The sequence below is a fragment of the Neisseria sp. HMSC068C04 genome (assembly GCF_001810105.1).
Classification (GTDB): Bacteria; Pseudomonadota; Gammaproteobacteria; order Burkholderiales; family Neisseriaceae; genus Neisseria; species Neisseria flavescens_B.
In genome coordinates this window covers 36956-63157 of record NZ_KV799903.1, presented here as the reverse complement: position 1 = coordinate 63157, position 26202 = coordinate 36956, and the positions used below count along the sequence as shown (strand labels likewise).

Genomic DNA, 26202 nt, shown 5'->3' with positions numbered 1-26202 from the left:
TTATAAAACAGCAACAGAGGCCGTCTGAAACTTTTCAGACGGCCATTGATTCCCTTCCCTATTACACATTCTCAGGCAAAGGCAAAAAAGGTTCAATCGCAGGAAAAAGCTCGCGTTCCTCAAAACGCGCATGATCGCGCAAAGTCACCGCAAAATCCTTATTCCATGATTCATTCATATATTCAGGATGAGCCATCATCGCACGCAGCTTGGCATGATCACCTTCAAAACGCTGCCTCAACGCCGGATCAACCTTATCCCAATACGGCGCAAACATGGTTTCCTCTTCCAAAAAATGTGGCTCAAGCTCCGCAAAATGAGGCTCCAGCTCCGCTTGATGGCTTTGCTCGGGAGTACGCAGGAGACGGACGCACAACGACAGCGAGCCATGATGCTCACGAGAAAGTTCTATTAAGGCAGGGTGGCGTTTCAAGGGTTTCATAAGTTCGTTATAATGGCAACAGTCTGTCAAACTGGATTAATTCAAATGTTTCGGATATTATGAAACCCAACCCCACATAAAGTCAAACAGCCCTTTACCAAACACTACCCTTTTGACATATAAGAAAAAAATATTCAAAGAGCCAGCCATGTATCTGACCCAACATACCGATTACGGATTGCGCGTATTGGTTTATACCGCCATTAACGATGACACCCTCGTCAATATCAGCACCATTGCCGAGACTTACAATATTTCCAAAAGCCATTTGATGAAAGTGGTTACCTCATTAGTCAAAGGCGGATTTCTGGTCAGCGTGCGCGGCAAAGGCGGCGGTTTGCGCTTGGCGGATGTTCCTGAAAAAATCAACATCGGCGCAGTCGTCCGCCATCTTGAGCCGATGCAGGTTGTCGAATGCATGGGCGATAACAACGAATGCCTCATCACCCCATCCTGCCGACTGACCGGCATCATTACCGGCGCCATCAAAGCCTTCTTCAACCATTTAGATCAATACTCCCTGCAAGATCTTTTGGACAAACCAACCTACGACATACTCTATACCCCGCGTATCCCCATCAACGAAGTACGCAGAATGGTTGATTAAACCTTCAGGCCGTCTGAAAACAGTCCAGCTATATCGAAATAATCATCAGCCTCTCAATATAGGGGCGTGTGGTATTACTCGGAAAAATAAACAATGCCGTCTGAAATTAAGATTTTCAGACGGCATTGGTTTATAAAAAAACCTGCAGCTTAAATAAACGACTTTCATTTGATAGGTTAATTTTTATACTGAATACGTCAAATATGAGACAACAGAAAACCATAAAATAAGAATAATCATAGCAACCGTAAAATTTATTCTTAATATTTTCAAATAAAATTTATTGGATATTTTTTGTATTCCAAACAGCACTCTGAAAAATTTAAATTGCATACTTCCAATAAATAGATATTCAAAAAAACCTATATCCACCCCTTCTGATTTTAATATTTTATATACCATTACTGAATTAATTATAATTGCAATAAAATACAAAAATATTAAACAAAACAGAAAATAAGGCAATAACTCCACCAAACTACTCCTTCTTTTTTAAAAAGAATTTTTCCTAAAAAATATATTGGACGACATAACCGAATTGCTATACTCGACATTATATTCCAACCCTTCACAAACCAATAAATACAAAAATGCCCGAAGCCAAAAGCCTCGGGCATTTTTAATATTTGGTGGGTCCGGTGGGTTTCGAACCCACGACCAAGGGATTATGAGTCCCCTGCTCTAACCCCTGAGCTACAGACCCGTCAAGAGTAGAAGCGGATTATAGCATAACTTGTTGCTTGTTCAAGATGCCGGGCAAATGTTTCAGACGGCCTGTTGGTTTTCTATCCGGGCATTATGCCGATACGCCCAATGCTTCCCAAACTTTCAAAGCATCTGCCGTTGCTTTAACATCGTGAACACGGATGATTTGCGCGCCTCGGGCGACTGTGGCCAAAGCGGCTGCCACGCTGCCGTGTACGCGTTTGGCGGCATCTTGTTCGCCTGTCAGCTCGCCAATCATGCTTTTGCGCGATATGCCGATCAGAAGGGGGAATCCGGTTGCTTCCATCAACTCAGGCAAATGTTGTATCAGGGTAATGTTGTGTTGCAGGTTTTTGCCGAAACCGAAGCCGGGGTCGAGCGTGATGCGTTCAGGGTCAATGCCTGCTTGAACGCATTCTGCCGCGCGTGCTTTTAAATAACGCGCGATTTCTTCGACGACATCTTGATATTGCGGATTAAGCTGCATGGTTTTGGGCAAACCCTGCATGTGCATGAGACACACGCCTGTCTTCGGCTGTTGCGCCAATAATGCGACTGCGCCTTCATCACTCAATGCGGCAACATCGTTGATAATATCGACGCCGCCTTGCGCCAAGGCTTTTTCCATGATTGCCGTGTGGCGCGTGTCCAAGCTGACGGGAACATTCCACTTGGCCACTTCCGCCAAAACCGGCTGCACTCTGGCCCATTCTTCTTCGAGAGAAACACCATCCGAACCCGGGCGGGTAGATTCGCCGCCGATATCAAGAATATCCGCGCCGTCTTTCAGCAGCTGCTCGGCATGTGCCAATGCTGTTGAGACATTTTGCGAATAGGTGCCGCCATCGGATAATGAATCGGGGGTCAGATTGACGATGCCCATGATTTTCGGTTTGTCCAAGGCGATTTCAAATCGGCCTGCCTGCCAAATGCGTGTGTTCATAATGCGTCCATTGATGAAATAATAGGATAGAGGCCGTCTGAAATTTTTCAGACGGTCTTTAGGTTTTGACTTCAAAACAGTAAATTACATTCCGCCGTAATTCGGTCCGCTCGCACCTTCGGGACAAATCCAAGTGATGTTTTGCGTCGGGTCTTTGATGTCACACGTTTTGCAATGAACGCAGTTGGCGGCGTTGATTTGCAGGCGCGGGCTGCCGTTTTCTTCGACGATTTCATACACGCCTGCCGGACAATAGCGCGTTTCAGGCGAGGCGTATTCTTTGTAGTTTACGTCTATCATGACCTGCGGATTTTTCAGCACCAAATGGTCGGGTTGGTTTTCTTCGTGCGCAAGGTTGGCAAGGAAAACGCTGCTCAAACGGTCGAAGGTCAAAACGCCGTCGGGCTTCGGATAATCAATCGGCTTGCATTCGGCGGCTTTTTTGAGCTGCTCGTTGTCTTTGCCGTGATGTTTCAAAGTCCACGGGGCTTTGCCTCTGAAAATCATTTGGTCGATACCGGTATAGACCGAGCCGAGGTAAACGCCCCATTTGAATGACGGACGGACATTGCGCGCGGCGTAAAGCTCTTGATACAGCCAGCTTTGTTCAAAGCGTTGCTGATAATCGGTGGCCTCTTTGCCGCTGTCGAAGCTTTCCACTTCTTCGAGTTTTTCCAACACAGGGAACACGGCTTCTGCGGCAAGCATGGCAGATTTCATGGCCGTATGGATGCCTTTGATGCGCGGCATATTCAGGAAACCTGCGGCATCACCGACCAAAACGCCGCCTTTGAACGAGAGTTTCGGCAGGCTTTGCAAACCGCCTTCAATCAGCGAACGTGCACCATACGCGATACGGCGGCCGCCTTCGAAGGTTTTGCGGATTTCAGGATGGGTTTTGAAACGTTGGAACTCTTCAAACGGCGACAGATAAGGGTTTTGATAATCCAAACCGACCACAAAGCCGACAGCGACTTTGTTTTCGTCAAAATGATAAATAAACGAGCCACCGTAGGTTTTGCTGTCCAACGGCCAGCCTGCGCTGTGCATGACCAAACCGGGTTGATGTTTTTCAGACGGCACTTCCCAAATTTCTTTAATGCCCAAGCCGTAAGTTTGCGGTTCGCTGTTTTGGTCGAGCTTAAATTGTTCAATGACTTGCTTGGAAAGCGAACCGCGACAGCCTTCGGCAAATATGGTTTGCTGCGCCCAAAGCTCCATGCCGGGCTGAAATGAATCGGTCGGTTCGCCGTCTTTGCCCACACCCATATTGCCGGTCGCAATGCCTTTGACCGAACCGTCTTCGTGATACAGCACTTCGGCGGCGGCAAAGCCCGGATAGATTTCCACACCCAAATTTTCCGCCTGCTCCGCCAGCCAGCGCACGACTTCGCCCAAGCTGGCAATATAGTTCGCATGGTTGTCGAAATTCGGGGTAACCGGCAAGTTGAAGGCTTTTTTCTCGGTCAGGAACAAAACCCTGTCCTTCGTCACTGTACGCGTCAGCGGCGCGCCTTTTTCTTTCCAATCAGGAATCAGCTCATTCAAAGAAATCGGATCGATGATGGCACCGGCCAGCGAGTGCGCGCCGGCCTCCGAACCCTTCTCCACCACGCAAACGCTGATTTCACGTCCATTCTTTTCGGCAAGCTGCTTGAGTTTGATGGCGGCAGACAAACCCGACGGGCCTGCGCCGACAATCACGACATCGTATTGCATACTGTCGCGCTCGATGGTTTCTGTCATAGTGGTTCCTGTATTGTCATTATTCAATTTAATCCGCTAATTATACAGCCTGGACATATAGTTACCAAATACAACAAAAGGCCGTCTGAAACTTTACTCAAATTTCAGACGACCTTTACTGTGTTCAAAAGATTACTGCGCTTTGGTTTCCGTTACAAAACCGATTTTGCTGATACCGGCTTCGCGCGCCGCTTGCAGGGCTTGGTTGACATAATCGTATTCAACCGCTTTATCCGCCGCAATCGCCACAATCACATCTTCGTTTTTCGCTTTGGCTTCTTTCAGCTTGGCAGTTACCGTTGCCAAATCCACTTTGGTATCGGAATCGCCACCAACGATATAAGCACCACTGGCATCAATGCTCAAACGCAAAGGATCTTTAGGCTGCTTATCCTCTTTCGCCGCTTTTTCCGAAGCAGTCGGCAACTCCAAAGGAATCGAGTGGGTCAGCACCGGCATGGTAATCATAAATACAATCAGCAACACCAGCATCACGTCCACCAAAGGCGTAACGTTGATATCCGACATCGGCGCATCATCGCCGGAATTCATTGATCCGAAAGCCATGGTTTAATCCTTTTGGTTCAGAAGGCGGACATGCAGGTCATGTGCAAATGCGTCCATATCTTGCGCGATGGTTTTTGTACCGCGATTGAGGAAGTTGTACGCCAATACGGCCGGAATCGCCACAAACAGGCCGACAGCAGTCGAAACCAAAGCTTCGCCAATCGGACCGGCTACCGCAGCAATGCTCATTTGGCCGCTTTCGCTGATGCCGATCAGGGCATGGTAAATACCCCAAACCGTACCCAAGAGGCCGATAAACGGAGCGGTTGCACCGATAGAGGCCAAAGCGGTCATACCGTAGTCGAACTGGCGCATGGTTTGGGTCAAACTGTTACGGATGTGAACAACCAAGTATTCGTTCAAAGGCAATTCGTCAATCAGCGATTTACTCGTCGTTTGACGGTAGTTTTGGTATGCGCGCAGAGATTCATCAGCAACACTGCTCATCGGTGCTTCTAACGCTTTAGCTTTTTGTACGGCATCAGCCAGCGTAAACGCATTCAGCATCAACTCTTTTACCTGAGCATTGCCTTTTTTCGCTTTGCGGTATTTGATGCAGCGAATCACAATGACGCTCCAAGTCACCACACTCATCAACAACATCAGGACAAATACACCAATCAGTACCACATCACCTGATTTGAAAACTAAACTTAAATCCATAATTTTTCCAAGTTAAAAATAAAATTAAAATTTCTATCGGGTCATTTAAAATTATTTCCCAACAGCATATATTTTCTAATCAATCAGCTTAGGCCTAGATACTTATTCGAGCGTGAATTTGACAGGTACTTTAAATTCAGTCCAAACGCTTGCATGACAGCTGCCATCTTTAACGGCTTTACGCGCTGCATTATCCAGACGACTATAACCACTTGATTTATTCACACTAATTGAATCCACCTTACCGCCGGGACCAACCAAGACTTTCAAAACAACCAAGCCCTCTTCACCATTTTCAGTAGATAGTGAAGGATACGGAGGTCTTGGAATATGGCAGGTTCCTTTTGCCGGATTGCCTTTACTGCTACCGGCACCTGTACCGCTGCCACCACCTCCACCACCGGTGCCGGAACCATGTTCGCCTTTCGCACCGCCGCTGCCGGATCCGCTGCCTTCGCCACGGCCGCTGCCTGTACCTTTCGTACCGCCGCCGTTGCCTTTTCCTTCTCCGCCCAAGGCTTTGCCTTCGCCGTTGCCTTTACCGTTTTCCGCAGTATTCGGCCCGGTTTTGCTGCCTGAGTATTCAGATGCTTTGGGAGATGGTTTAGGTTCTGCCTTCGGCTCTGGTTTTGGTTCAGGTTTTGGCTCGGGCTTAGGCTCAGGTTTGGGTTCCGGTTTAGGCTCGGGCTTAGGTTTCTCGATAGGTTTCGGTTTTTCCTTTTGCTGTACGATATCCGCTTTTTCTTTTTTCGTTACCACAGGTTTGATAACAGGTTTGGGCGGCTCGACAGGCTTAGGTTTGGGCTTCGGCTTGGGTTTTGGTTGTTCGGGGGTAGGCTCGGGGGCGGCAGGTGCGCCTTCGCCTTCAGGGCTACCGTCGCCACCGCCGAAATCGCCCAAATCGACAAATTCAATATTCGCCATTTCGACAGGAGGCGGTTTGTGCGCGTGCCATAAAAGTGCAACCAAACCGACGTGAATCAACGCAACGGAAGTCACGACGGCTGGAGTTAAAATTCGTTTTTTATCCATAATTCCGTTATGTTAATAGCAACAATTCCCGTTTGCAAGTCGTTTTACAGTCAAAATTAAGCATTAATGCTTATATAGAAAGTTTATAGACCTGCTGTTTTAAAGGCTGCATATCATAATATGATATTAGCTCTCATTACTAATATTATCAAACAAGCGGTCATCTGAAAAGATAAACGGTATTGCAAAAGCCATCGTCTCTTACAATCTTTATGCCATCCGCACATCAGACCAATATTGAAACTTCATCAGACCGATAAAAATTCAAATGGTTTCAAATCATCTGTATTTTTTATCCATAAAACATCAGGCCGTCTGAAAACATTCTTTCAGACGGCCTGATTCAAACAAAATCATTTTTTCCGTTTCGCCCTTGGGTGCGCTTCATCATAAACACGCGCCAAATGGTCGAAATCCAGCTTTGTATAAACTTGCGTAGCGGAAAGGTTGCTGTGACCCAACAATTCCTGTACGGCGCGGATATCGCCCGATGCCTGCAAAAGATGGGTTGCATAGCTGTGGCGCATCATGTGCGGCGAGATATGGCTGGCACTGCCCACGCGCACTGCCCACGCCTGCAGGCGTTTTTGGATTTGACGTTGCCCCAGCCTGCCGCCGTTCTTATTGGTAAACAAGGCCTGCTCGCCCTCTTTGGCAATACGCACCGTCAGATAATCACGCAATGCCGCAATGCTCTTGCCCACCAAAGGCACTTGCCGCTGCTTGCCCCCTTTACCCTTCACGCTGACCCAGCCTTCGTCCAAAACGATACCGTCCAGATTCAAACCTTGTATCTCGCTCAGGCGCAAACCGCTGCCATACATCAATTCAAACATGGCCTTATCGCGCACGTCCAACTCATCATCAACAGGCGCATGGTCAAGGATATGGTTTAAAGGTTCTTGCGGCAGTGCTTTGGGCAGGCGCTCGGGCAGGCGCGGCGCTTTCATATTAAATGTCGGGTCGCTTTCCATGACTTCTATCTGCACCAGCCAACTGCAATACTGCCGCCACACCGACAATTTCCGCGCCAAGCTGCTTTCGCTCAAGCCCTTTTGCGAGAGCTTTTTCAATACCGCCACAAAATCTCGGCGCGCCGGCAGGCCGTTTTCAAGATTATCGGGCAACAGGCGCATCAATTCACTCAAATCGCGCCGATAAGCGGAAACGGTATGCTCCGACTTGCCTTGTTGCAGCAAGGTTTTCAGATAGCGTTCAAGATGAAGCGCAAAATTGCTTGATTCCGCCATTTCAGACGGCCTCCAATACCGTTTTCAATGCCGAAGGCAAACGGCAGACACACTGCTTGCCATAATCGAAACACACCATGCCTGTCTGCACTTTCGCCAACACAAGGCCGTCTGAAATCCTGCGGATACAGTACAGCAAAGAAAAGCCCACTCCGGCCACGCCCGCCGCCCCCATTTCTACCGACAGCTCATCGCCATGATGACCTTGCGCCAAATACTGTACCGCCGCATCCGCCATAATCAGGCCTGCCCCTCCGGCATCCATTTCGCTCCAACCCAGCGTCACCAACCAACGCATCCGCACTTCATGGCACAAACGCAACACCGCATCGTTCGCCAGATGGCCGCCATAGTTCACATCGCCCACCTGCACCGTCAAGGCCGTCTGAAACAAAGGCTTATCACACTCGGCCACCGAAATCCTATCCATCTTGCACACCCGTTTTCAATACTCTGCCATTATAAACCGAGACCCTGTTCGTTAATATATAAAAACAATGTAACAGCTTGTAGTTTTTCATTTCAAAAAACATTATAATTTATCGGATAAATTTACCCTTCACTACTTCAGGAGCTCCTCATGGCACTCGTATCCATGCGCCAATTATTGGACCATGCTGCCGAAAACAGCTACGGTCTGCCCGCATTCAACGTTAACAACCTCGAACAGATGCGCGCCATCATGGAGGCGGCCGACCAAGTCAACGCCCCCGTTATCGTTCAAGCATCCGCAGGCGCACGCAAATACGCAGGTGCCCCATTCCTGCGCCATCTGATTTTGGCCGCAGTCGAAGAATTCCCGCACATCCCTGTCGTAATGCACCAAGACCACGGCGCATCTCCTGATGTGTGCCAACGCTCAATCCAACTGGGTTTCTCCTCCGTGATGATGGACGGCTCGCTGATGGAAGACGGCAAAACCCCTTCTTCTTACGAATACAACGTCAACGCCACCCGTACCGTGGTTAACTTCTCCCACGCTTGCGGCGTGTCCGTTGAAGGCGAAATCGGCGTATTGGGCAACCTCGAAACCGGCGAAGCCGGCGAAGAAGACGGTGTCGGCGCAGTGGGCAAACTTTCCCACGACCAAATGCTGACCAGCGTTGAAGATGCCGTACGTTTCGTTAAAGATACCGGCGTTGACGCATTGGCTATTGCCGTCGGCACTAGCCACGGCGCATACAAATTCACCCGTCCGCCCACAGGCGATGTATTGCGTATCGACCGCATCAAAGAAATCCACCAAGCCCTGCCGAACACCCACATCGTGATGCACGGCTCCAGCTCCGTTCCGCAAGAATGGCTGAAAATCATCAACGAACACGGCGGCAAAATCGGTGAAACCTACGGCGTACCGGTTGAAGAAATCGTCGAAGGCATCAAACACGGTGTCCGCAAAGTCAACATCGATACCGACTTGCGCCTCGCCTCTACCGGTGCCATCCGCCGCTTCATGGCAGAAAACCCATCCGAATTCGACCCGCGCAAATACTTGAGCAAAACCGTCGAAGCCATGAAACAAATCTGTCTTGACCGCTACCTCGCATTCGGTTGCGAAGGCCAAGCCGACAAAATCAAACCGATTTCTTTGGAAAAAATGGCAACCAAATACGCCAAAGGCGAATTGAACCAAATCGTTAAATAATCTGTATATCGGATTCACACTAAGGCCGTCTGAAAACTTGGCAATAAGGTTTCAGACGGCCTTAGCTTTTGGGAAATTTATAGTAAAATCTTCCACCGACCACACATCAAAACACATCGAAAGCAAACATGAAACTCGCCGTTATTTTGCCGGCCTATTGTGCCGAAGCTTATTTGCCCGAATGCTTGGATTCGGTATTGAATCAAACATTCCGCGACTTTTTCGTCATCGCCATCAACGATGCTTCAACAGACAAAACCGGCGAAATCCTCGAGGCTTACGCAGCCAAAGATTCACGTTTGCAGGTTTTCCATCTTCCGGAAAACAGGGGCGAGCCGTTTGCCTGCCAATTTGCCATGGATATGCTCAAAGACGTAGAGGTCGAATATGTGGCACGAATGGATGCGGACGATATTTGCGCCTTGGATCGTTTTGAAAAACAGATTCAGTTTTTAGACAGCCATCCCGAAATTGATATTGTCGGCAGCCAAGCTACCATCTTTTTCGACGACCAAACCGGAAGAGAACCTGTTTTAAGCGACCTCCCCCTGCTTGACAAAGACATTAAAGCCTTTCTCTCCTTTGCCGCTCAAAACATGTTCAACCCCACCACCATGTGGCGGCACGACAGCATTAAAAACCTTGAGATAAACTACACCGCGACAGAAACCGCGCCCGATTTCCATATGTGGGTGCAATGCGCCCTACATGGCAAAACCTTTGCCAACCTGCCCGAGCCTTTGTTGTCTTACAGGATACACACAGCTCAAGAAAGCAAAAAAAGAGACAAAATCAACAGATCCGTCCAATACACCATGGAATTGTGGTTCAGCCACCTTTTCCCTGAGTTGAACCCAGTAGAAGTCACCCTCTTAAGCCGAATCTTGCATGAAAAGCAACTGCGTTTAACCACCGAAGAGCTGAAAACCATTTTTGCCGCTTATGACAGAATCAGCAAAGACCGCAGCATTTCATTGTTTGGCGAAGACCGCAATACGTTGTTCGGCATGATAGACGAGTTCTTCAATTTCTTAAAAAGTCGGTTGAAATTCACTTAAATCATAAAAGGCCGTCTGAAACCTCGGTTTCAGACGGCCTTTATCTATTTCAAAATTCAATCTAAATCAGAACAAGCCGTGAATCACGCCTTCTGCGTCCACATCGATTTTCTCGGCAGCCGGAACTTTCGGCAGACCCGGCATTTTCATCATATTGCCGCACAGCGCAACGATGAAGCCTGCACCGGAAGAAACGGTAATGCCGCGCACGGTAATGCGGAAGCCTTCGGGGCAGCCCAAGAGTTTGGCGTTGTCGCTCAAAGAATATTGGGTTTTCGCCATGCAAACCGGCATTTTGTCCAAGCCCAGTTTTTCCAGTGAAGCGATTTCGGCAGACGCTTCCGCGCTGAAATCGACATCTTCCGCGCCGTACACTTTTTGGGCAATCGCACGGATTTTGTCTTTAATGCTCAACTCAACATCGTAGGCGAAGCCGAAGTTATTCGGTTGGTTTTCGATGGCGTTAACGACTTTGTGCGCCAAGTCTGCGCCACCCGCGCCGCCTTTGCCCCATACTTCAGTCAAAGAAACTTCAACGCCGTGTTCCGCGCAGGCTTTTTCAATCATGGCCAATTCGGCATCAGAGTCGGACACAAAGCGGTTGATGGCAACCACCACAGGCAGGCCGAATACGTTTTTCAGGTTGGAAATGTGTTTCAGCAGATTAGGTAGGCCTTTTGCCAAAGCGTCGAGGTTTTCTTCGCCAAGGTTGGCACGTTCCACGCCGCCGTTGTATTTCAAAGCGCGGACAGTAGCCACAACAACAGCCGCATCAGGTTTCAAATCCGCCAGACGGCATTTGATGTCACAGAATTTTTCCGCACCCAAATCCGCGCCGAAGCCGGCTTCGGTTACGGCATAATCGGCAAGGTGTTTCGCCAAACGGGTGGCCGTTACAGAGTTACAGCCGTGGGCGATGTTGGCGAACGGGCCGCCGTGTACAAATGCCGGAGTGCCTTCGATGGTTTGTACCAAATTAGGCTTAATCGCATCTTTAAGCAATGCCGCCATCGCGCCATTCGCTTTCAAATCTTTGGCATAAACAGGGCTGCCGTCTTTAGCGTAGGCGACAAGGATGTTACCCAAACGCTCTTTCAAATCGCTGATGTCTTTGGCAAGACAGAATACCGCCATCACTTCGGAGGCAACGGTAATGTCGAAACCGTCAGGACGCATCACGCCGTCAACAGGTTTGCCCATGCCGTCGATGATGTTGCGCAACTGACGGTCGTTCATATCGACCACACGACGCCACAGGACGCGTTTCGGATCGATGTTCAACTCGTTGCCTTGATAGATATGGTTGTCGAGCATGGCGGCAAGCAGGTTATTCGCCGCACCGATGGCGTGAAAGTCGCCGGTGAAGTGCAGGTTGATGTCTTCCATCGGCAGAACTTGGGCATAGCCGCCGCCCGCCGCGCCACCTTTAACACCAAACACCGGACCCAAAGAAGGCTCGCGCAGGGCGATAACCGAATCTTTACCGATATGGCGCAATGCATCCGCCAAACCGATGGTTACAGTGGTTTTACCCTCACCCGCAGGAGTCGGATTAATGGCGGTCACCAAAATCAGACGGCCTTGTTTTTGAGGCAGCTTGAATGCCTCGGCAGGATTGATTTTGGCTTTGTAATGACCATAGGGCTCGATGTTGTCAACGTTCAAACCCAGCTTGGCGGCAATTTCACCAATCGGGCGCATGGTGGAAGACTGGGCAATTTCAGCATCGGTTTTGAAGCTCATGATTTTCCTTTATTGAGAGAGGGAAAGGCCGTCTGAAACAATACAATTAAAGACAGCTGGAAGAAAAAAAATATTAGTTCTATTATAGCGTTTTCCAAAGATAAACCGCAGTGAAAATTTCGATATTTCATCAACAAGCGGATTCATATTGTCAACAATTTGAAACAAAGGAATAAAACATGAGCAGCAACGCATGGCTGTTTTGGGCATTGGCATCGGCAGGCTTCGCCTCATTGACCGCCATTTTCGCCAAAATGGGTTTACAGGGCATAGATTCAGATTTCGCCACCTTTATCCGCACCTTGGTCATCCTCGCCGCTTTGGTACTGTTTTTAACTTACACCGGCAAATGGCAGGGCGTGAACGGCTTTACCGGCCGTAACTGGACATTCCTCATCCTATCCGGCCTCGCTACCGGCGCTTCTTGGCTCGCCTACTTCAAAGCCCTGCAACTGGGCAACGCCTCGCAAGTCGCACCCGTCGACAAATTCAGCCTGGTCTTGGTCGCCCTGATGGCCGTCGTTTTCTTAGATGAACGCCCAAGCACGCAGGAATGGATAGGCTTAGGCTTGGTAACTGCAGGCGTATTGACTTTGGCTTTGAAACGATAATTAGTTCCAAACAAGAATACTCTTCCAAACAAAGATAGCATCCTAAATCATACTTCACAGATTTCTTCTAACAGCATATTTCTCACAAATTTGTATTTAAGGAATGCAAAAAGCATTCACGCCATAATGTTTCCAATGATTTATGGGAGCAAATTATGGCATTCATCACAAAGTACAATTTCAAGCGCATCCACGCCGATCCTAAAACGGTAGGCAAAGGCTTGATGATGGAAAATTGCGAGGAATTGCTGTATCCAAACCAAGTTATCGATTGGTTTAGCGATTTGGAGGCAACCCGTTTATTCCTGTGCAAAATCTTATTACTGGAACCGGGCCACGCTTTATTTACCCAAATGATTCATCAAAAGTGGCTGAAAATCTACACTCCGGCAGATAACTTTCGCCGTGCCACCAAGCCCAAAGCCCCAAGCTATCATACCAATAAAGCTTGTGAAGGCTTACACCAACCTTTCCGTGATTTCGAGCTGCCTGTTGGCTTTGTAGAAATATATGGTGAAGCTGGTGTTACCCGTTTCCGTAAATGGCTGAACTCTGTAGATAAAGACGGGCAAAAACCGTTCGATGTTTTTGAGCACAATCCCGAGCGCTTCAAAATAAAATGCGAAGCCTTGTGGCCTCAGGTTTCTTGGCATTCTGTACTATTAGAACGTAAAGAAAATAGTGGTGTACACGTATTTCATTATTCTACCGTGGAAGAGATTCATGACTACATCAATTATTTGATGGCGCAATATACCCGGTGGCTGAATAATGTATTGACCGATACGGAGTGTAAAGCCGTAGAAACGTTCAAACGTCGCAGCACACAAAAAGGCTTGTCATTTCCAGGCATGGACAATCAAGCCTTGAGTAAATTAATGGCGACATTCCAGAGGGAATTCAAAAATCGGATGACCAATGCCCTTTTAGCGTATTACTACAAAGTAGCAGAGAAAAACCATAGTGATGACGTGGATAAGGAGGTGTTGGAGCATTTAGGCTTCAAACCCTGCGGTCATGAGGATTGTTCTCTTCACAAATTGTCCCTGGCTGACTTCTAATGCCATGATATCTTATCCATATGATTTTAGTTGCCCTGATGGCCGTCGTTTTCTTAGACGAACGGCTAAGCACGCAGGAGTGGGTAGGCTTAGGCTTGGTAACCGCAGGCGTATTGACTTTGGCTTTGAAACGATAAAGATTGGGACATCAAAAAAGGCCGTCTGAAAAATTTCAGACGGCCTTCGCTTCAAGCAATTAGCTCAAAATTAATTTGAACCGACTTTGATTTTTTGCCACAAGTTGACAGACAGTTTTTTCGCATCTGCGCTCATTTGAGGCATGACGAAACCGTCTTTCATATCTTGCTCGTTCGGGAAAATAGAACGTGTGTTCACCAGCTCGGCAGGCATTTTTTCGCGTGCAGGTTTACTTGCAGGTGCGAAGGTTACGGCGATACCGTTTTTCGCAGCCACTTCGGGATCCAGCGTGTAGTTGATGTACTTGTGGGCATTGACGACGTTTTTCGCATCGGCCGGAATCAGCCAAGATTCGATCCAGAAGCCCATGCCTTTCGGAGTCAACACTTCGATGCCGACATTGTTTTTCACTTCTTCAGAACGCGCTTTGGCCAAGTTCAAATCGCCGCCGTTACCTGCCGCCAAGCAAATGTCGCCGCGCGCCAATTCATCAATAATAGATGGACTGAAACGTTTTACATCAGGACGGATGGCTTTCAAGACTTCTGCCGCCGCTTTCAAATCTTCAGGATTCGAGCCTTTAGGATCTTTACCCAAGTAGTTCAACAAGATTGGGAACATTTCGCTAGGGGTATCCCACAAAGCGATGCCGCAAGATTTTAGCTTGTTGGTGTATTCAGGTTTGAACAGCAAATCCCAGCCGTTTTCAGGCAGCTTGCCGCCCAAAAGCTCTTTACCCTTCGCCGTAATCGCCAAAGTGTTCACGCCGGAGAAGTAAGGCACGGCGTATTGATTGCCCGGGTCGGCGGTTTCCAACATCTTCAGCAATTCAGGGTCGATGTTTTTGTAGTTCGGAATCAGATCCTTATTGATTTTTTGGTATGCACCTGCCTCAATTTGACGCGGCAGGAAGGCAATACCGGGTACAACCAAGTCATAGCCGGATTTACCGGTCAGCATTTTGGCTTCCAGCGTTTCGTTGTTTTCATACAAATCGTAAGTCAGCTTCAAATTGTTGGCTTTTTTGAAGTCTTCGACTGTACTTTCGTCAACGTAGTTTGACCAGTTGTAGATATTCAAAGTATCGGTAGCGGCTGCCTCGGCATTGGCAGCAGGCGCACTGCCTGCTTGAGGTTGCTCGGCTTTTTTCTCGCCACCGCCGCACGCGGCCAAAGACAATGCGGCCAATACGGCTAATACAGATTTTTTCATACGGGCAGATTCCTGATGAAAGAGTGGTTAATGTCAATAAATAAGAAACCCTGCACCCCATAAACACCCCGGCGCAGAGTTAGGCTATTGTAATGGAAACGTAAGCAAACGAAAAGCAATATCCATCTGATTTTTATTGAAATAAGGCAAAGCAACACCATCTTTTTACCAAAAGCGTTGCACCGGCTGTCGTTTTTGGGCAAAATACGGCTGATTTGCGCGCGTTTATAGAGAAAAAGCTTGCATACAAGGAAATCTGTCTTTAAAATTGCGCGTTTACAGAATTTATTTTTCAGGAGATATTCAATATGGCAAACAGCGCACAAGCCCGCAAACGTGCCCGCCAGTCGGTTAAACAACGCGCCCACAACGCCAGCCTGCGTACTGCATTCCGTACCGCAGTGAAAAAAGTGTTGAAAGCAGTTGAAGCCGGCGACAAAGCTGCTGCTCAAGCAGTTTACCAAGAATCCGTTAAAGTCATCGACCGCATCGCTGACAAAGGCGTATTCCACAAAAACAAAGCAGCCCGTCATAAAAGCCGTCTGTCTGCTAAAGTAAAAGCTTTGGCTTAATACTGACGCAGATGCCGGAAATCCTGACAACCAAAGCAGGATAATCGAGCTGATACGATGCCCCTGAGGTCTTGCCTTTCAGGGGCATTGCCGTATTCACAGCCCAAACCGACTAAATTAAACCATTTACCCTCTCATCAGACCGTCTGAAAAACAACGGAAACTCTCATGAACAAGATGTTGAAACATTCCCTAAGTATCGGATTCATTGCCGCCGCCCCACTGGCCGCCGCCGAAACCGCCGCCCTACACTGCACCACCATTCAAGACAACGCCACCCGTTTGGCGTGTTTCGACAACATCTACTCGGCGCAACTTCCCCCTCAATCCCCACTGCCGCGAGCGCAAACCGAAACCGCCAAAACACCGGTTGACCTCGAACAAAGCGTCCGCAAGAGCATTGAGAAAAAAGAAGCGGCCATCGTATTCGACAACCCTACCCATCCGAATATTTCAGACGATGTATTAAGCGAAACTGCCGACAGCTACACCCCCTTAAGCCTGATGTACGATTTGGATAAAAACGACACACGCGGCCTGTTGAGCGTACGCGAGCATAATCCTATGTACCTCATGCCCGTTTGGTACAACAGCAGCCCCAACTACCACCCGGAATCCCCCAGTCGCGGCGTAACCACACAGGAAAAATTCAGCGAGCAGAAACGCCTCGAAACCAAAATGCAGGTTTCCTTCAAAAGCAAAATTGCCGAAGATTTATTCAAAACCCGTGCCGACGTATGGTTTGGCTACACCCAAAAATCCGACTGGCAAATCTTCAACCAAGGCCGCAAATCCGCTCCGTTCCGCAATACCGACTACGAGCCTGAAATCTTCATTACCCAACCCGTTAAAGCAGACCTGCCTTTCGGCGGCAAACTGCGTATGGTTGGCGCAGGTTTTGTTCACCAGTCTAATGGTCAAAGCCGCCCCGAATCACGCTCATGGAATCGGGTTTACGCCATGGCCGGCATGGAATGGGGCAAGCTGACCGTCATTCCTAGAGTTTGGATGCGCGCCTTCGACCAAAAAGGAGATGACGACGACAATCCGGACATCAACAAATACATGGGCTACGGCGACTTGAAAGTCCAATACCGCTTCAATGACAAACAAAATATTTATTCCGTCCTGCGTTATAACCCGAAAAGCGGACGCGGTGCCGTTGAAGCTGCTTATACCTTCCCAATTAAAGGCAAACTCAAAGGCGTTGTACGCGGTTTCCACGGCTACGGCGAAAGCCTGATTGACTACAACCACAAACAAAACGGCATCGGCTTCGGCCTGATGTTCAACGACTGGGACGGAATCTAATTCCCCCATATTGTTTCAGACGGCCTGTGCAATCAAGGCGGCCGTCTGAAACAATAAAACAAAACAAGCCATTCGTTTAAAATACTCGTTTCCTAGCGCCCAAACGCGTATAATGCAAAGTTTGGGCAAAACTTGCCGGAATGAAACAAAGATGACAGAAGCCGCAGCCGAAAGCGGAAAAATCGCCAAGGCTTTAAAGAAATACCTGATTACAGGCGTACTGGTTTGGTTGCCGATTGCCGTAACCATCTGGGCGATGACCTACATCATATCCGCCGCCGACAGACTGATCAGCCTATTGCCGGAAAGCTGGCAGCCCCAGCATTTCTGGGGATTTAATGTACCCGGTTTGGGCATTGTTGCCGCCACCGTCGTCTTGTTCGTTACCGGCGTATTTGCCGCCAACGTTTTAGGCAGACGGATTCTCGGCGCGTGGGACAGCCTTTTGGGACGCATTCCCGTCGTCAAATCCATCTACTCCAGCGTTAAAAAAGTTTCCGAATCCCTGCTCTCCGACAGCAGTCGCTCGTTCAAAACCCCCGTACTGGTTCCCTTTCCGCAACCGGGCATTTGGACGATAGCCTTTGTTTCCGGCCATATCCCCGACAAACTCAAAGGCAGCCTGCCGCAAGATGACGACTATATTTCCGTTTACGTCCCAACCACGCCCAACCCGACCGGCGGCTATTACATCATGGTTAAAAAAAGCGACGTTCGCGAGCTGGACATGAGTGTGGATCAGGCATTGAAATATGTAATTTCGCTGGGCATGGTAATGCCGGACGACTTACCGGTTAAAGCCCTACCCGCTCAAAAGCCGTCTAAAGACGGTGATACCGAACATAACAATTAAGGTCTTCTTTTTTCAGACGGCCTTTCCTTCTTTTTCAAATTGAACAATATAAAAAGGTGATTTTATGCGTACCAACTATTGCGGCCTTATCAGCGAGCAATACTTAGACCAAACCGTTACCGTCAAAGGCTGGGTACACCGCCGACGCGATCACGGCGGTGTGATTTTTATCGACCTGCGCGACCGCGAAGGCATCGTTCAAGTCGTTATCGACCCTGATACTCCGGAAGCATTTGCCGCTGCCGACTCTTCCCGCAACGAATACGTCTTGAGTATTACCGGCCGCGTACGCAACCGTCCTGAAGGTACCACCAACGACAAAATGATTTCCGGCAAAATCGAAATCCTTGCCAAAGAAATTGAAGTTTTGAACGCTGCCGCTACGCCTCCGTTCCAAATCGACGATGAAAACATCAGCGAAAACGTTCGCCTGACCAACCGCGTTATCGACTTGCGCCGTCCAGCCATGCAACGCAACCTGCGCCTGCGTTACCAAGTAGCCATGGGCGTTCGCCGCTACTTGGACGCACAAGGCTTCATCGACATTGAAACACCGATGCTGACCCGCTCCACTCCGGAAGGCGCGCGCGACTACCTCGTACCAAGCCGCGTTCATCCGGGCGAATTCTTCGCTCTGCCGCAATCTCCGCAATTGTTCAAACAATTGCTAATGGTGGCCGGTTTCGACCGTTACTACCAAATCACCAAATGTTTCCGTGACGAAGACTTGCGTGCCGACCGCCAGCCTGAATTCACCCAAATCGACTTGGAAACCTCGTTCTTAAACGAGGATGAAATCATGGACATCACCGAAGGCATGGCCAAACAAGTCTTCAAAGATGCCTTGAATGTAGATTTGGGCGACTTCCCACGCATGCCTTACTCTGAAGCCATGTTCTACTACGGCTCTGACAAACCGGACATGCGCATCAACTTGAAATTTACCGAGTTGACCGACCTGATGAAAACGGAAGAATTTAAAGTTTTCCGTGGCGCAGCCGACATGAAAGGTGGCCGCGTGGTCGCTCTGCGCGTACCGAACGGCGCAAAATTCAGCCGCAAAGAAATCGACGAATACACTAAATTTGTCGGCATCTACGGCGCGAAAGGTCTGGCATACATCAAAGTAAACGATGTGAGCAACCTCTCCAACGGCGAAGACAGCGGCCTGCAATCTCCAATCGTGAAATTCCTGTCCGAAAACGCCCTGAAAGAAATCATCGAGCGTACCGGCGCGCAAAACGGCGACATCATCTTCTTCGGTGCGGACAAAACCAAAGTTGTGAACGAAGCCATCGGTGCATTGCGCATTAAAGTCGGCTTGGAACACGGCAAAGACAACGGCTACTTCGTAGACGAATGGAAACCTTTGTGGGTTGTCGATTTCCCAATGTTTGAATACGACGAAGAAGCCGACCGCTACGTTGCCGTACACCATCCGTTTACCGCGCCAAAAGAAGGTCATGAAGACCTGATGGTTTCCGACCCTGCAAACTGCCTGGCCCGTGCCTACGATATGGTATTGAACGGCTGGGAAATCGGCGGTGGCTCTATCCGTATCCACCGCGCAGACGTACAAGAGAAAGTGTTTGCCGCACTGAAAATCAGCCCTGAAGAGCAACAAGAGAAATTCGGCTTCCTCTTAGACAACCTGAAATTCGGTGCGCCTCCTCACGGCGGCCTTGCATTCGGCCTCGACCGTCTGGTTACCCTGATGACCGGTGCCGAATCTATCCGCGACGTGATTGCCTTCCCTAAAACACAACGTGCACAATGTCTGCTGACCAATGCACCTAATGTGGTCGACGACAAACAACTTCGCGAGTTGAGCCTGCGTCTGCGTCAGAAAGCAGTTGAAACAAAAGAAGCATAATTTACCGGCTTAACCTTTAAAATATCAAGGCCGTCTGAAATTTTTGAAATTTCTTTCAAATTTTTCAGACGGCCTTTCTGCTTTTTAGTCGTTTATATATAATCAACCCACAAACTGTTTTATTTTAAATGTTCACTTTAATGACGTTAGAGTATTAAAAACAGCCGTTTGTAAGAAAAACAAACAAATAGGCTTCGCAAGCAATATCATAGCTGTTATACGATAAAGGAACCTGACTATGTTTCTAATACTAACGGGGCTGATACTGACTTTTTTTGTTACGTTGTTTATTATTACCTCGATTATTCATAAAAAACAGTTTGCCTACAACACACACCAAGACTATAACTATCCCTCCCTTCCCTCTACCGCGCATGCTACCCTCAAGGGTGGCAGCCTGACTTTACCCGCTGCTATCAGCGGGCAAGATACCGTTATTGCCAAACTCCGTATCAAATCCACTTGGGCTGGATTGCTGACATTGCCTTTTGTTGAAACCATTTCATCTAAGGGCAAATGGAAGCAATATTTCGAATACGGCGCAAAAGGCGTACGCTATATCAATCTGAGCGACACCTTCTCCGACAGCGACAAAACCATCCGTCTGGAAGGCAAATACCTAACCTTGCCCGATCAAGAAATCGAACTCTCTGTTTATCCGCGTGAAAATCTCGATGGCAAAAAAATCCTTGTCCTCGCGCCTCATGCTGACGATGCTGAACTCAGCGCATACGGTTTGTACGAAAAACACGCCGCCAATTCAATGATCTGCACCTTAACCGCCAGCGAAGGCGGCAGCTTCCACTATGGCAACCTTTACAGCATGTGCGACTGCGACACTCAGGCACAATATCTGCAAAAAGGTCGGATGCGCGTTTGGAACAGCCTGACCGTTCCCCTTTTGGCCGGCGTGCCGTCTGAAAACATCCTGCAACTGGGCTACTTCGACAGCACTTTGACCGCCATGCGCCAAAATCCGGAAACAGAGATTAAATCGACCAAAATCGATACGGCCGATGTCGATATTTTCCGCCGTGCCAATACCTCCCCATTGGCGAAACACCTCAAGCCCGGCTCGACTTGGACCAGCTTGGTGGACAACCTTGGCTATCTGATAGAAACGTTCCAGCCGGATATTATCGTGACGCCGTCCCCCAATATTGATGCGCATCCCGACCACCAACATACTGCGCTGGCCGCCATCGAAGCCCTGCGCAAAATCAATTACCGCCGCGGCAATCTGTTTTTGCACACCATACATTATCTGAGCGACGACTTTCCTATCGGCAAAGTAGGTTCTTCCCTCAGCCTGCCGCCACCCTCCGAGCAACCGTTCTACTTCCAAAGCATCTATTCCCATCCTTTAGATAAAGAAGAGCAAAACCGCAAACTCCTCGCCCTTGATGCCATGAACGACATCCGCCCCAATTCAGACGGCTATATGCGTTGGAGCACCATGATATTCAAAGGCTTAAACAAACTGCGACACCATGTCCTCCATCTCGACAAAGACTTGGTCAACCGCTTTGTCCGCAGCAACGAATTCTTCTATACCGTCCCCATTAGCGATTTGTACCAAGAAGAGACGCTGAAACAAATCACTTATCAGGGCAAAGCCCAATAAGCCACAAAGGCCGTCTGAAAAGATGTTTCAGACGGCCTTTATTACACCAAATCGAAACAATAAAATCACTGCATTACAACGAAAAATACCAAGCCAAAATCCAAACGCGACAACCCAAGTTATAATAAAACCCTTCCCACACGTCCCACATCATCATGCCGATTTACTTCATCGCCGATTTGCACCTGAGCGAATCCCATCCTCAGCTGACCGCACTCTTCCAAAAATTTATCCAAGAAAAAGCCGTTCACGCCCAAGCCGTATACATTCTTGGCGACCTTTTCGATTTTTGGATCGGCGATGACGAAAACAGCCCTTTGGTGCAAACCATCAAACAAACCATCCGCAGCCTGACCGTGCGTGGCATTGCCTGCTATTTTATTCATGGCAACCGCGACTTCCTCATCGGCAAAACCTTCGCCCGCGATACCGGCATGACCTTACTGCCCGAATACGCCGTTATCGACCTGTTCGGCACACCCACCCTGCTCTGCCACGGCGACACCCTCTGCACCGACGACCATTCTTATCAAAAATTCCGCCGTACCGTCCATCAAAAATGGCTGCAACGCCTGTTCCTACTCCTGCCGCTCACACTCCGACTGAACATCGCCACCAAAATCCGCAAGCAAAGCAAACAGGACAAACAACACAAAACCGCCGACATCATGGACGTCAATCCAGCCTTTACCCACGAAACCGTCCAACGCTTCCACACGCCCCTGCTCATCCACGGCCATACCCACCGCGAAAACATCCATCGCAACGCCGATTACACCCGCATTGTACTCGGCGACTGGCGCGACAATTACGCCTCCATTCTCGAAGTCGATGCCGAAGGCTACCGTTTTATCGCCTTATAAAACATCAGGCCGTCTGAAAACCGGTTTCCCGATTGTTCAGACGGCCTGACTGACAAACATCCTCAAACGGTTTACGCAAACCAACCGCGTATCCTCTCCAAACCACCAAAGCGCACACACGCATCCGCATTCGCTTCGGTTTTCGGTTTTGCCCGATAAGCAATGCCGAACCCCGCCTCCCGTATCATCGGAATATCGTTCGCACCATCACCCATCGCCACCACCTGCCACGGAGCCAAACCCAGTCGCTCACGGTATTCACGCAATAAATCCGTCTTAGCCTGCGCATCGATAATCCGTCCTTTCAGACGGCCTGTCAGCTTGCCGTTTTCCACATCCAACACATTCGCAAAATGGAAATCCAAGCCCAAACGCCGTTGCAGGCGTTCCGTAAAGAACGTAAACCCGCCCGACACCAGCATAAACTTCACATCATTCCGTTTGCACTCTTCCAACAAAAATTCCGCGCCCGGCGACAGCTGCAACACATTCTCGTACACCTCTTCCAACACGCGCTCATCCAAACCGGCCAGCAAAGCCACACGCTTACGCAAAGACTGCTCAAAGTCCAGCTCGCCGCGCATCGACTGCTCCGTAATCGCTGCCACCTCATCTTTCAGCCCGACACCGGCCGCAATCTCATCCACACACTCAATCGTAATCAGCGTCGAATCCATATCGCTGACAATCAGTCCCAAATCAGCAAAAGCCACATCCGGCAACACCGCACCATCTATCTGCTGCGCAATCAACGCCGCACGCATCTCGTCCGTCAATTCAAAATCATCATCAACCGGCACACGCAACACCGACTTCCCTGATGGCGCAGACACCAAACCGCCAAACGCCGACCAGTCGCAAGCACCCAAATCCCCATGCTGCAACACCAAAATTTTCTTCATCTCATTCTCCTCATACCCCAAAACCTTTACAAACCACATTCAGCTTAAAACAACAAAACCGTATTTTTACAAAGGCCTTAAAAAACCAAAACAGCATTATAGCCGAACAACCCCGGCAATTTTCAGACGGCCTGTAAACAATTCAGCTCGAGCTGCCAATACCAATCCCTGCATCAACAAACCAAGCAATTACTCAAAAATTTGATTTAGGACAAGCTGTTTAAAAAACTTTGCAAGCAACAGATAACTTGTTGTTGCTTTTTCTTACAGTTGCGATATAGTTCTTTATGGCTAGTTTGGTACTACCCCTTATATCTAGCTTTCATTGCATTACCACCTCCATTCGTTGCCAACGGCTCCCTTTCCGATGGCAACCTTTTTTTGATCCGATGGTTTGACAATATCAAAATTGAATCAAATAAAATGATTCAGAGATTTATATTTAATTTTTAAAACAAAACGGCTTATAAAAAATAACGGCTCAATTTAAACAGATATTGCCGCCAATATTTAAAAACAAACAGACCTTTCTTTATCAAGGACCTCATAAAATGCATCATTCTAAGAAACTATTCAAACTAAGCACACTTGCCCTCTGCCTTGCTGCATTACCCCAAGCCGCACAAGCTGCGGAAGAAATACAACAGGCTGAAGTGGAACAAGTTACCGTAGTGGGTAAAAACAAAAGCCTGCGTACTGAAAGTCAAAACAGCTACACAGTATCCGCCCTGCGCTCAACCACAGGGCTGGTGCTCTCTCCGCGAGAAATTCCCCAATCTGTCAGCGTCATTACTAAAAAACAAATTGAAGACCAAGGCATTACCGACTTAGAAGGTGCATTGCAAAACGCTACGGGCATCAATGTTTTCAAAAGCGGCGGACGCACGCATTTCATGTCGCGCGGCTATTTTATCGAACAGTTTGAAGAAGACGGCATTGCCACGCAACTCGGTTCACCCGGAGGATTCGGCTTAGGCGGCCCGGCCGGTGACCCAACCAGTGCAACCGATATGGCAATGTACGACCACATTGAAGTGGTGCGCGGTGCAGCAGGTTTGACACAGGCAAACAACGAACCCGGCGGCACGGTAAACGCCGTCCGCAAAAAGCCGACTGCAAAACGCCAGCTTTCCGCCGATTTGATGGCAAACTCATGGGGCAAAGTAAACAGCGTCTTTGATGCATCCGGCACCTTAAGCCAAGAACACGGCCTGCGCGGACGCTTTGTCGGCTCGGTTGGCAGCAACAAAACCTTCAAAGACCAATCCGGCGGCCGCGACATCCTTCTGTATGGCGTGATGGACAAAGACATCGGCGACAACAGCAAACTTACCTGGGGCGCAAGCTATCTCAACCAAACCGAAACACCCGATCCGGACGGCCTGCCTATGCGTGCAGACGGCAAAGAGTGGAAACGCAGCCGCTATCTGGGTGCGGATTGGAACGAAGCCCGCCTGAAAAAATACAATCTTTTTACCGAGTTTGAACATTATTTCAACGACAACTGGAAACTGAGCAGCAAGTTGGACTGGCGTAAAAACACCAGTTCAAAAGAATATTACACGCTGGGCGGCACAGGTAACGGCATCGGTACAGACGGCCTGGGAACCACATACAGCTTCGACCGTTACGATGCAGGCAACCGCCAGTTCACTTTCCAAAACAACCTGACAGGCCGCATCTTTGCTTTCGGCCAAAATCACGATCTCTTCTTCATGCACAGCTATTCCAAAGAGAACGTAAACTCAAGCAACCGCTGGTTTGATGACAGCAGTACCTATGACGCAGATGCCTTTAACGGCAGCGAGAAAGCCAAACCCGATTGGGATTCTGCCACAGCCAAAGCCCGTGGCGGTGACGGCCGTTATACTACCCATGCCTTTGGTTTGGGCGCGCGCATCAATCCTACCGACAAACTGCACATCATCGCAGGCGGACGCTATACCAGCTGGAAACGCGACTTCTATTGGGATCGCGACCTCAAAGACGGGGTAGCAGGTTCATCAGACTCGCTCAAACGCAACCGCTTCATCCCCTATGCCGGCATCACTTACGACATCACGCCTAAGCAAAGCGTTTACGCCGCCTACACGTCCATCTTCAAACAAACGATGAACCGCGACTACAACGACAACCTGCTGCCTCCGATTATGGGACGCAACTACGAACTCGGCTGGAAAGGCGAATGGAACGAAGGCCGTCTGAATACTTCCGTCGCCCTTTACCGCACCGATAAAGACAACAACAACCAACGCGTCAATGCCAAACCGCACGCCTACTGGGAACCGCTCAACCAAAGCAGCCGCGGCTTGGACGCCGAAATCTCCGGCAGCCTGACCGACCGTTGGCAGGTTTACGCAGGCTACACCTTCAACCGCAGCACCAACCGCAGCAGCGTTACCGGCAATGTTGAATCGCGCCGAAAAGGCTACAACTTCAGCAGCCATACGCCGAAGCATATGTTCCGCCTCTACACCAGCTATGTCCTGCCGGTGGATGACGGCAAATGGACGGTCGGTCTTGGCTTGAAGAGCAGCAGCAAAACCGCCAATTCCTACGGCTCCATCAAGCAAGGCGGCTACACCATTTGGAATACCAACGTCCAATACCGCCCGAGCAAAAACCTGCAATTGGGGCTGGCAGTCAACAACCTGACCGACAAACGCTACTACGAAAACCAATACAGCCGTGCCGCCAACAGCGGCAACTTCTACGGCGAACCGCGCAATGCCGTGTTCAGCCTGAAATGGAAAATGTAGTCCGTCTGCGGTAGCAAAATTA

The 26202-nt window shown here is 49.0% G+C and carries 23 protein-coding genes, 1 tRNA gene and 1 pseudogene; 13 read left to right on the top strand and 12 right to left on the bottom strand.

Features of this window, described 5'->3' with window-relative positions:
* Nucleotides 1-61: 61 nt before the first annotated feature.
* Nucleotides 62-442, bottom strand: coding sequence for a hemerythrin domain-containing protein (locus tag HMPREF2700_RS01215; protein WP_070589380.1), 381 nt, complete (start codon nucleotides 440-442; stop codon nucleotides 62-64).
* A 148-nt stretch (nucleotides 443-590) separates the two neighbouring features.
* On the opposite strand from HMPREF2700_RS01215, the gene HMPREF2700_RS01210 reads away from it, so the two are divergent.
* Nucleotides 591-1049 carry an RrF2 family transcriptional regulator gene (locus HMPREF2700_RS01210; protein ID WP_070589378.1) on the top strand — a complete coding sequence of 153 codons (459 nt, stop codon included), beginning with the start codon at nucleotides 591-593 and terminating at the stop codon, nucleotides 1047-1049.
* Between the two features lie 627 nt (nucleotides 1050-1676).
* Here HMPREF2700_RS01210 and HMPREF2700_RS01200 read toward each other — a convergent pair.
* The 8 genes from HMPREF2700_RS01200 to HMPREF2700_RS01165 all read right to left on the bottom strand — a co-directional run bounded on the left by HMPREF2700_RS01200 (nucleotide 1677) and on the right by HMPREF2700_RS01165 (nucleotide 8385).
* A tRNA-Ile gene (locus HMPREF2700_RS01200) sits at nucleotides 1677-1752 on the bottom strand.
* Between the two features lie 93 nt (nucleotides 1753-1845).
* The gene (folP, locus tag HMPREF2700_RS01195) at nucleotides 1846-2697 is read right to left on the bottom strand and encodes a dihydropteroate synthase (RefSeq protein ID WP_070589376.1); all 852 of its coding nucleotides are present in this window, start codon (nucleotides 2695-2697) and stop codon (nucleotides 1846-1848) included.
* Between the two features lie 84 nt (nucleotides 2698-2781).
* Nucleotides 2782-4443 carry an electron transfer flavoprotein-ubiquinone oxidoreductase gene (locus HMPREF2700_RS01190; RefSeq protein ID WP_070589374.1) on the bottom strand — a complete coding sequence of 554 codons (1662 nt, stop codon included), beginning with the start codon at nucleotides 4441-4443 and terminating at the stop codon, nucleotides 2782-2784.
* 132 nt (nucleotides 4444-4575) lie between these two features.
* Nucleotides 4576-5010 (bottom strand): ExbD/TolR family protein, encoded by a 435-nt coding sequence (locus HMPREF2700_RS01185; RefSeq protein ID WP_049328855.1) that lies wholly within the window; start codon nucleotides 5008-5010, stop codon nucleotides 4576-4578.
* Between the two features lie 3 nt (nucleotides 5011-5013).
* A complete protein-coding gene (locus tag HMPREF2700_RS01180; RefSeq protein ID WP_070589372.1) occupies nucleotides 5014-5673 on the bottom strand; it encodes a MotA/TolQ/ExbB proton channel family protein in 660 nt (219 codons plus the stop codon).
* 102 nt (nucleotides 5674-5775) lie between these two features.
* Nucleotides 5776-6705, bottom strand: coding sequence for an energy transducer TonB (locus HMPREF2700_RS01175; protein WP_070588025.1), 930 nt, complete (start codon nucleotides 6703-6705; stop codon nucleotides 5776-5778).
* Nucleotides 6706-7058: 353 nt separating this feature from the next.
* Nucleotides 7059-7955 (bottom strand): tyrosine recombinase XerC, encoded by an 897-nt coding sequence (locus tag HMPREF2700_RS01170; RefSeq protein ID WP_070589369.1) that lies wholly within the window; start codon nucleotides 7953-7955, stop codon nucleotides 7059-7061.
* A 1-nt stretch (nucleotide 7956) separates the two neighbouring features.
* Nucleotides 7957-8385 carry an acyl-CoA thioesterase gene (locus HMPREF2700_RS01165; RefSeq protein ID WP_070589367.1) on the bottom strand — a complete coding sequence of 143 codons (429 nt, stop codon included), beginning with the start codon at nucleotides 8383-8385 and terminating at the stop codon, nucleotides 7957-7959.
* A 150-nt stretch (nucleotides 8386-8535) separates the two neighbouring features.
* Here HMPREF2700_RS01165 and fba point away from each other — a divergent pair, with 150 nt between their 5' ends.
* Together fba and HMPREF2700_RS01155 are read left to right on the top strand one after the other, a co-directional pair.
* On the top strand, nucleotides 8536-9600 hold the full coding sequence (fba, locus tag HMPREF2700_RS01160; RefSeq protein ID WP_070589365.1) for a class II fructose-bisphosphate aldolase: 1065 nt from the start codon (nucleotides 8536-8538) through the stop codon (nucleotides 9598-9600).
* Nucleotides 9601-9728: 128 nt separating this feature from the next.
* Nucleotides 9729-10658 carry a glycosyltransferase family 2 protein gene (locus tag HMPREF2700_RS01155; protein WP_070589363.1) on the top strand — a complete coding sequence of 310 codons (930 nt, stop codon included), beginning with the start codon at nucleotides 9729-9731 and terminating at the stop codon, nucleotides 10656-10658.
* Nucleotides 10659-10724: 66 nt separating this feature from the next.
* Here the strand turns inward: HMPREF2700_RS01155 and HMPREF2700_RS01150 are convergent, their stop codons facing one another.
* On the bottom strand, nucleotides 10725-12401 hold the full coding sequence (locus tag HMPREF2700_RS01150; RefSeq protein WP_070589361.1) for a formate--tetrahydrofolate ligase: 1677 nt from the start codon (nucleotides 12399-12401) through the stop codon (nucleotides 10725-10727).
* A gap of 179 nt (nucleotides 12402-12580) precedes the next feature.
* Between HMPREF2700_RS01150 and HMPREF2700_RS01145 the strand changes: the two genes are divergently transcribed.
* The 3 genes and pseudogenes from HMPREF2700_RS01145 to HMPREF2700_RS11275 all read left to right on the top strand — a co-directional run.
* Nucleotides 12581-13012 (top strand): EamA family transporter, encoded by a 432-nt coding sequence (locus HMPREF2700_RS01145; protein WP_003680126.1) that lies wholly within the window; start codon nucleotides 12581-12583, stop codon nucleotides 13010-13012.
* Between the two features lie 155 nt (nucleotides 13013-13167).
* The gene (locus HMPREF2700_RS01140; protein ID WP_070589359.1) at nucleotides 13168-14073 is read left to right on the top strand and encodes a hypothetical protein; all 906 of its coding nucleotides are present in this window, start codon (nucleotides 13168-13170) and stop codon (nucleotides 14071-14073) included.
* A gap of 20 nt (nucleotides 14074-14093) precedes the next feature.
* Nucleotides 14094-14210, top strand: a pseudogene (locus HMPREF2700_RS11275) (EamA family transporter); the annotation flags it as partial.
* A gap of 70 nt (nucleotides 14211-14280) precedes the next feature.
* Here HMPREF2700_RS11275 and HMPREF2700_RS01135 read toward each other — a convergent pair.
* Nucleotides 14281-15423, bottom strand: coding sequence for an extracellular solute-binding protein (locus HMPREF2700_RS01135; RefSeq protein WP_070589357.1), 1143 nt, complete (start codon nucleotides 15421-15423; stop codon nucleotides 14281-14283).
* A 308-nt stretch (nucleotides 15424-15731) separates the two neighbouring features.
* On the opposite strand from HMPREF2700_RS01135, the gene rpsT reads away from it, so the two are divergent.
* From rpsT to lpxH, 6 genes are all read left to right on the top strand, one after another.
* On the top strand, nucleotides 15732-15995 hold the full coding sequence (gene rpsT, locus HMPREF2700_RS01130; RefSeq protein ID WP_002212556.1) for a 30S ribosomal protein S20: 264 nt from the start codon (nucleotides 15732-15734) through the stop codon (nucleotides 15993-15995).
* A gap of 168 nt (nucleotides 15996-16163) precedes the next feature.
* On the top strand, nucleotides 16164-17306 hold the full coding sequence (locus HMPREF2700_RS01125) for a phospholipase A (RefSeq protein ID WP_070589355.1): 1143 nt from the start codon (nucleotides 16164-16166) through the stop codon (nucleotides 17304-17306).
* A 151-nt stretch (nucleotides 17307-17457) separates the two neighbouring features.
* Nucleotides 17458-18159, top strand: a complete 702-nt coding sequence (locus HMPREF2700_RS01120) for a DUF502 domain-containing protein (protein ID WP_070589426.1) — start codon at nucleotides 17458-17460, stop codon at nucleotides 18157-18159.
* 64 nt (nucleotides 18160-18223) lie between these two features.
* A complete protein-coding gene (gene aspS, locus HMPREF2700_RS01115) occupies nucleotides 18224-20032 on the top strand; it encodes an aspartate--tRNA ligase (RefSeq protein ID WP_070589353.1) in 1809 nt (602 codons plus the stop codon).
* Nucleotides 20033-20270: 238 nt separating this feature from the next.
* Nucleotides 20271-21656, top strand: coding sequence for a PIG-L deacetylase family protein (locus HMPREF2700_RS01110; protein WP_070589351.1), 1386 nt, complete (start codon nucleotides 20271-20273; stop codon nucleotides 21654-21656).
* 152 nt (nucleotides 21657-21808) lie between these two features.
* Nucleotides 21809-22519 (top strand): UDP-2,3-diacylglucosamine diphosphatase, encoded by a 711-nt coding sequence (lpxH, locus tag HMPREF2700_RS01105; RefSeq protein ID WP_210389844.1) that lies wholly within the window; start codon nucleotides 21809-21811, stop codon nucleotides 22517-22519.
* 71 nt (nucleotides 22520-22590) lie between these two features.
* Here lpxH and serB read toward each other — a convergent pair whose 3' ends face one another.
* Entirely contained in the window at nucleotides 22591-23421 is an 831-nt protein-coding gene (gene serB / locus HMPREF2700_RS01100; RefSeq protein WP_070589424.1) for a phosphoserine phosphatase SerB, read from the bottom strand.
* Between the two features lie 551 nt (nucleotides 23422-23972).
* Here serB and HMPREF2700_RS01095 point away from each other — a divergent pair.
* Nucleotides 23973-26180 (top strand): TonB-dependent siderophore receptor, encoded by a 2208-nt coding sequence (locus HMPREF2700_RS01095; protein ID WP_070589347.1) that lies wholly within the window; start codon nucleotides 23973-23975, stop codon nucleotides 26178-26180.
* Nucleotides 26181-26202 lie beyond the last annotated feature (22 nt).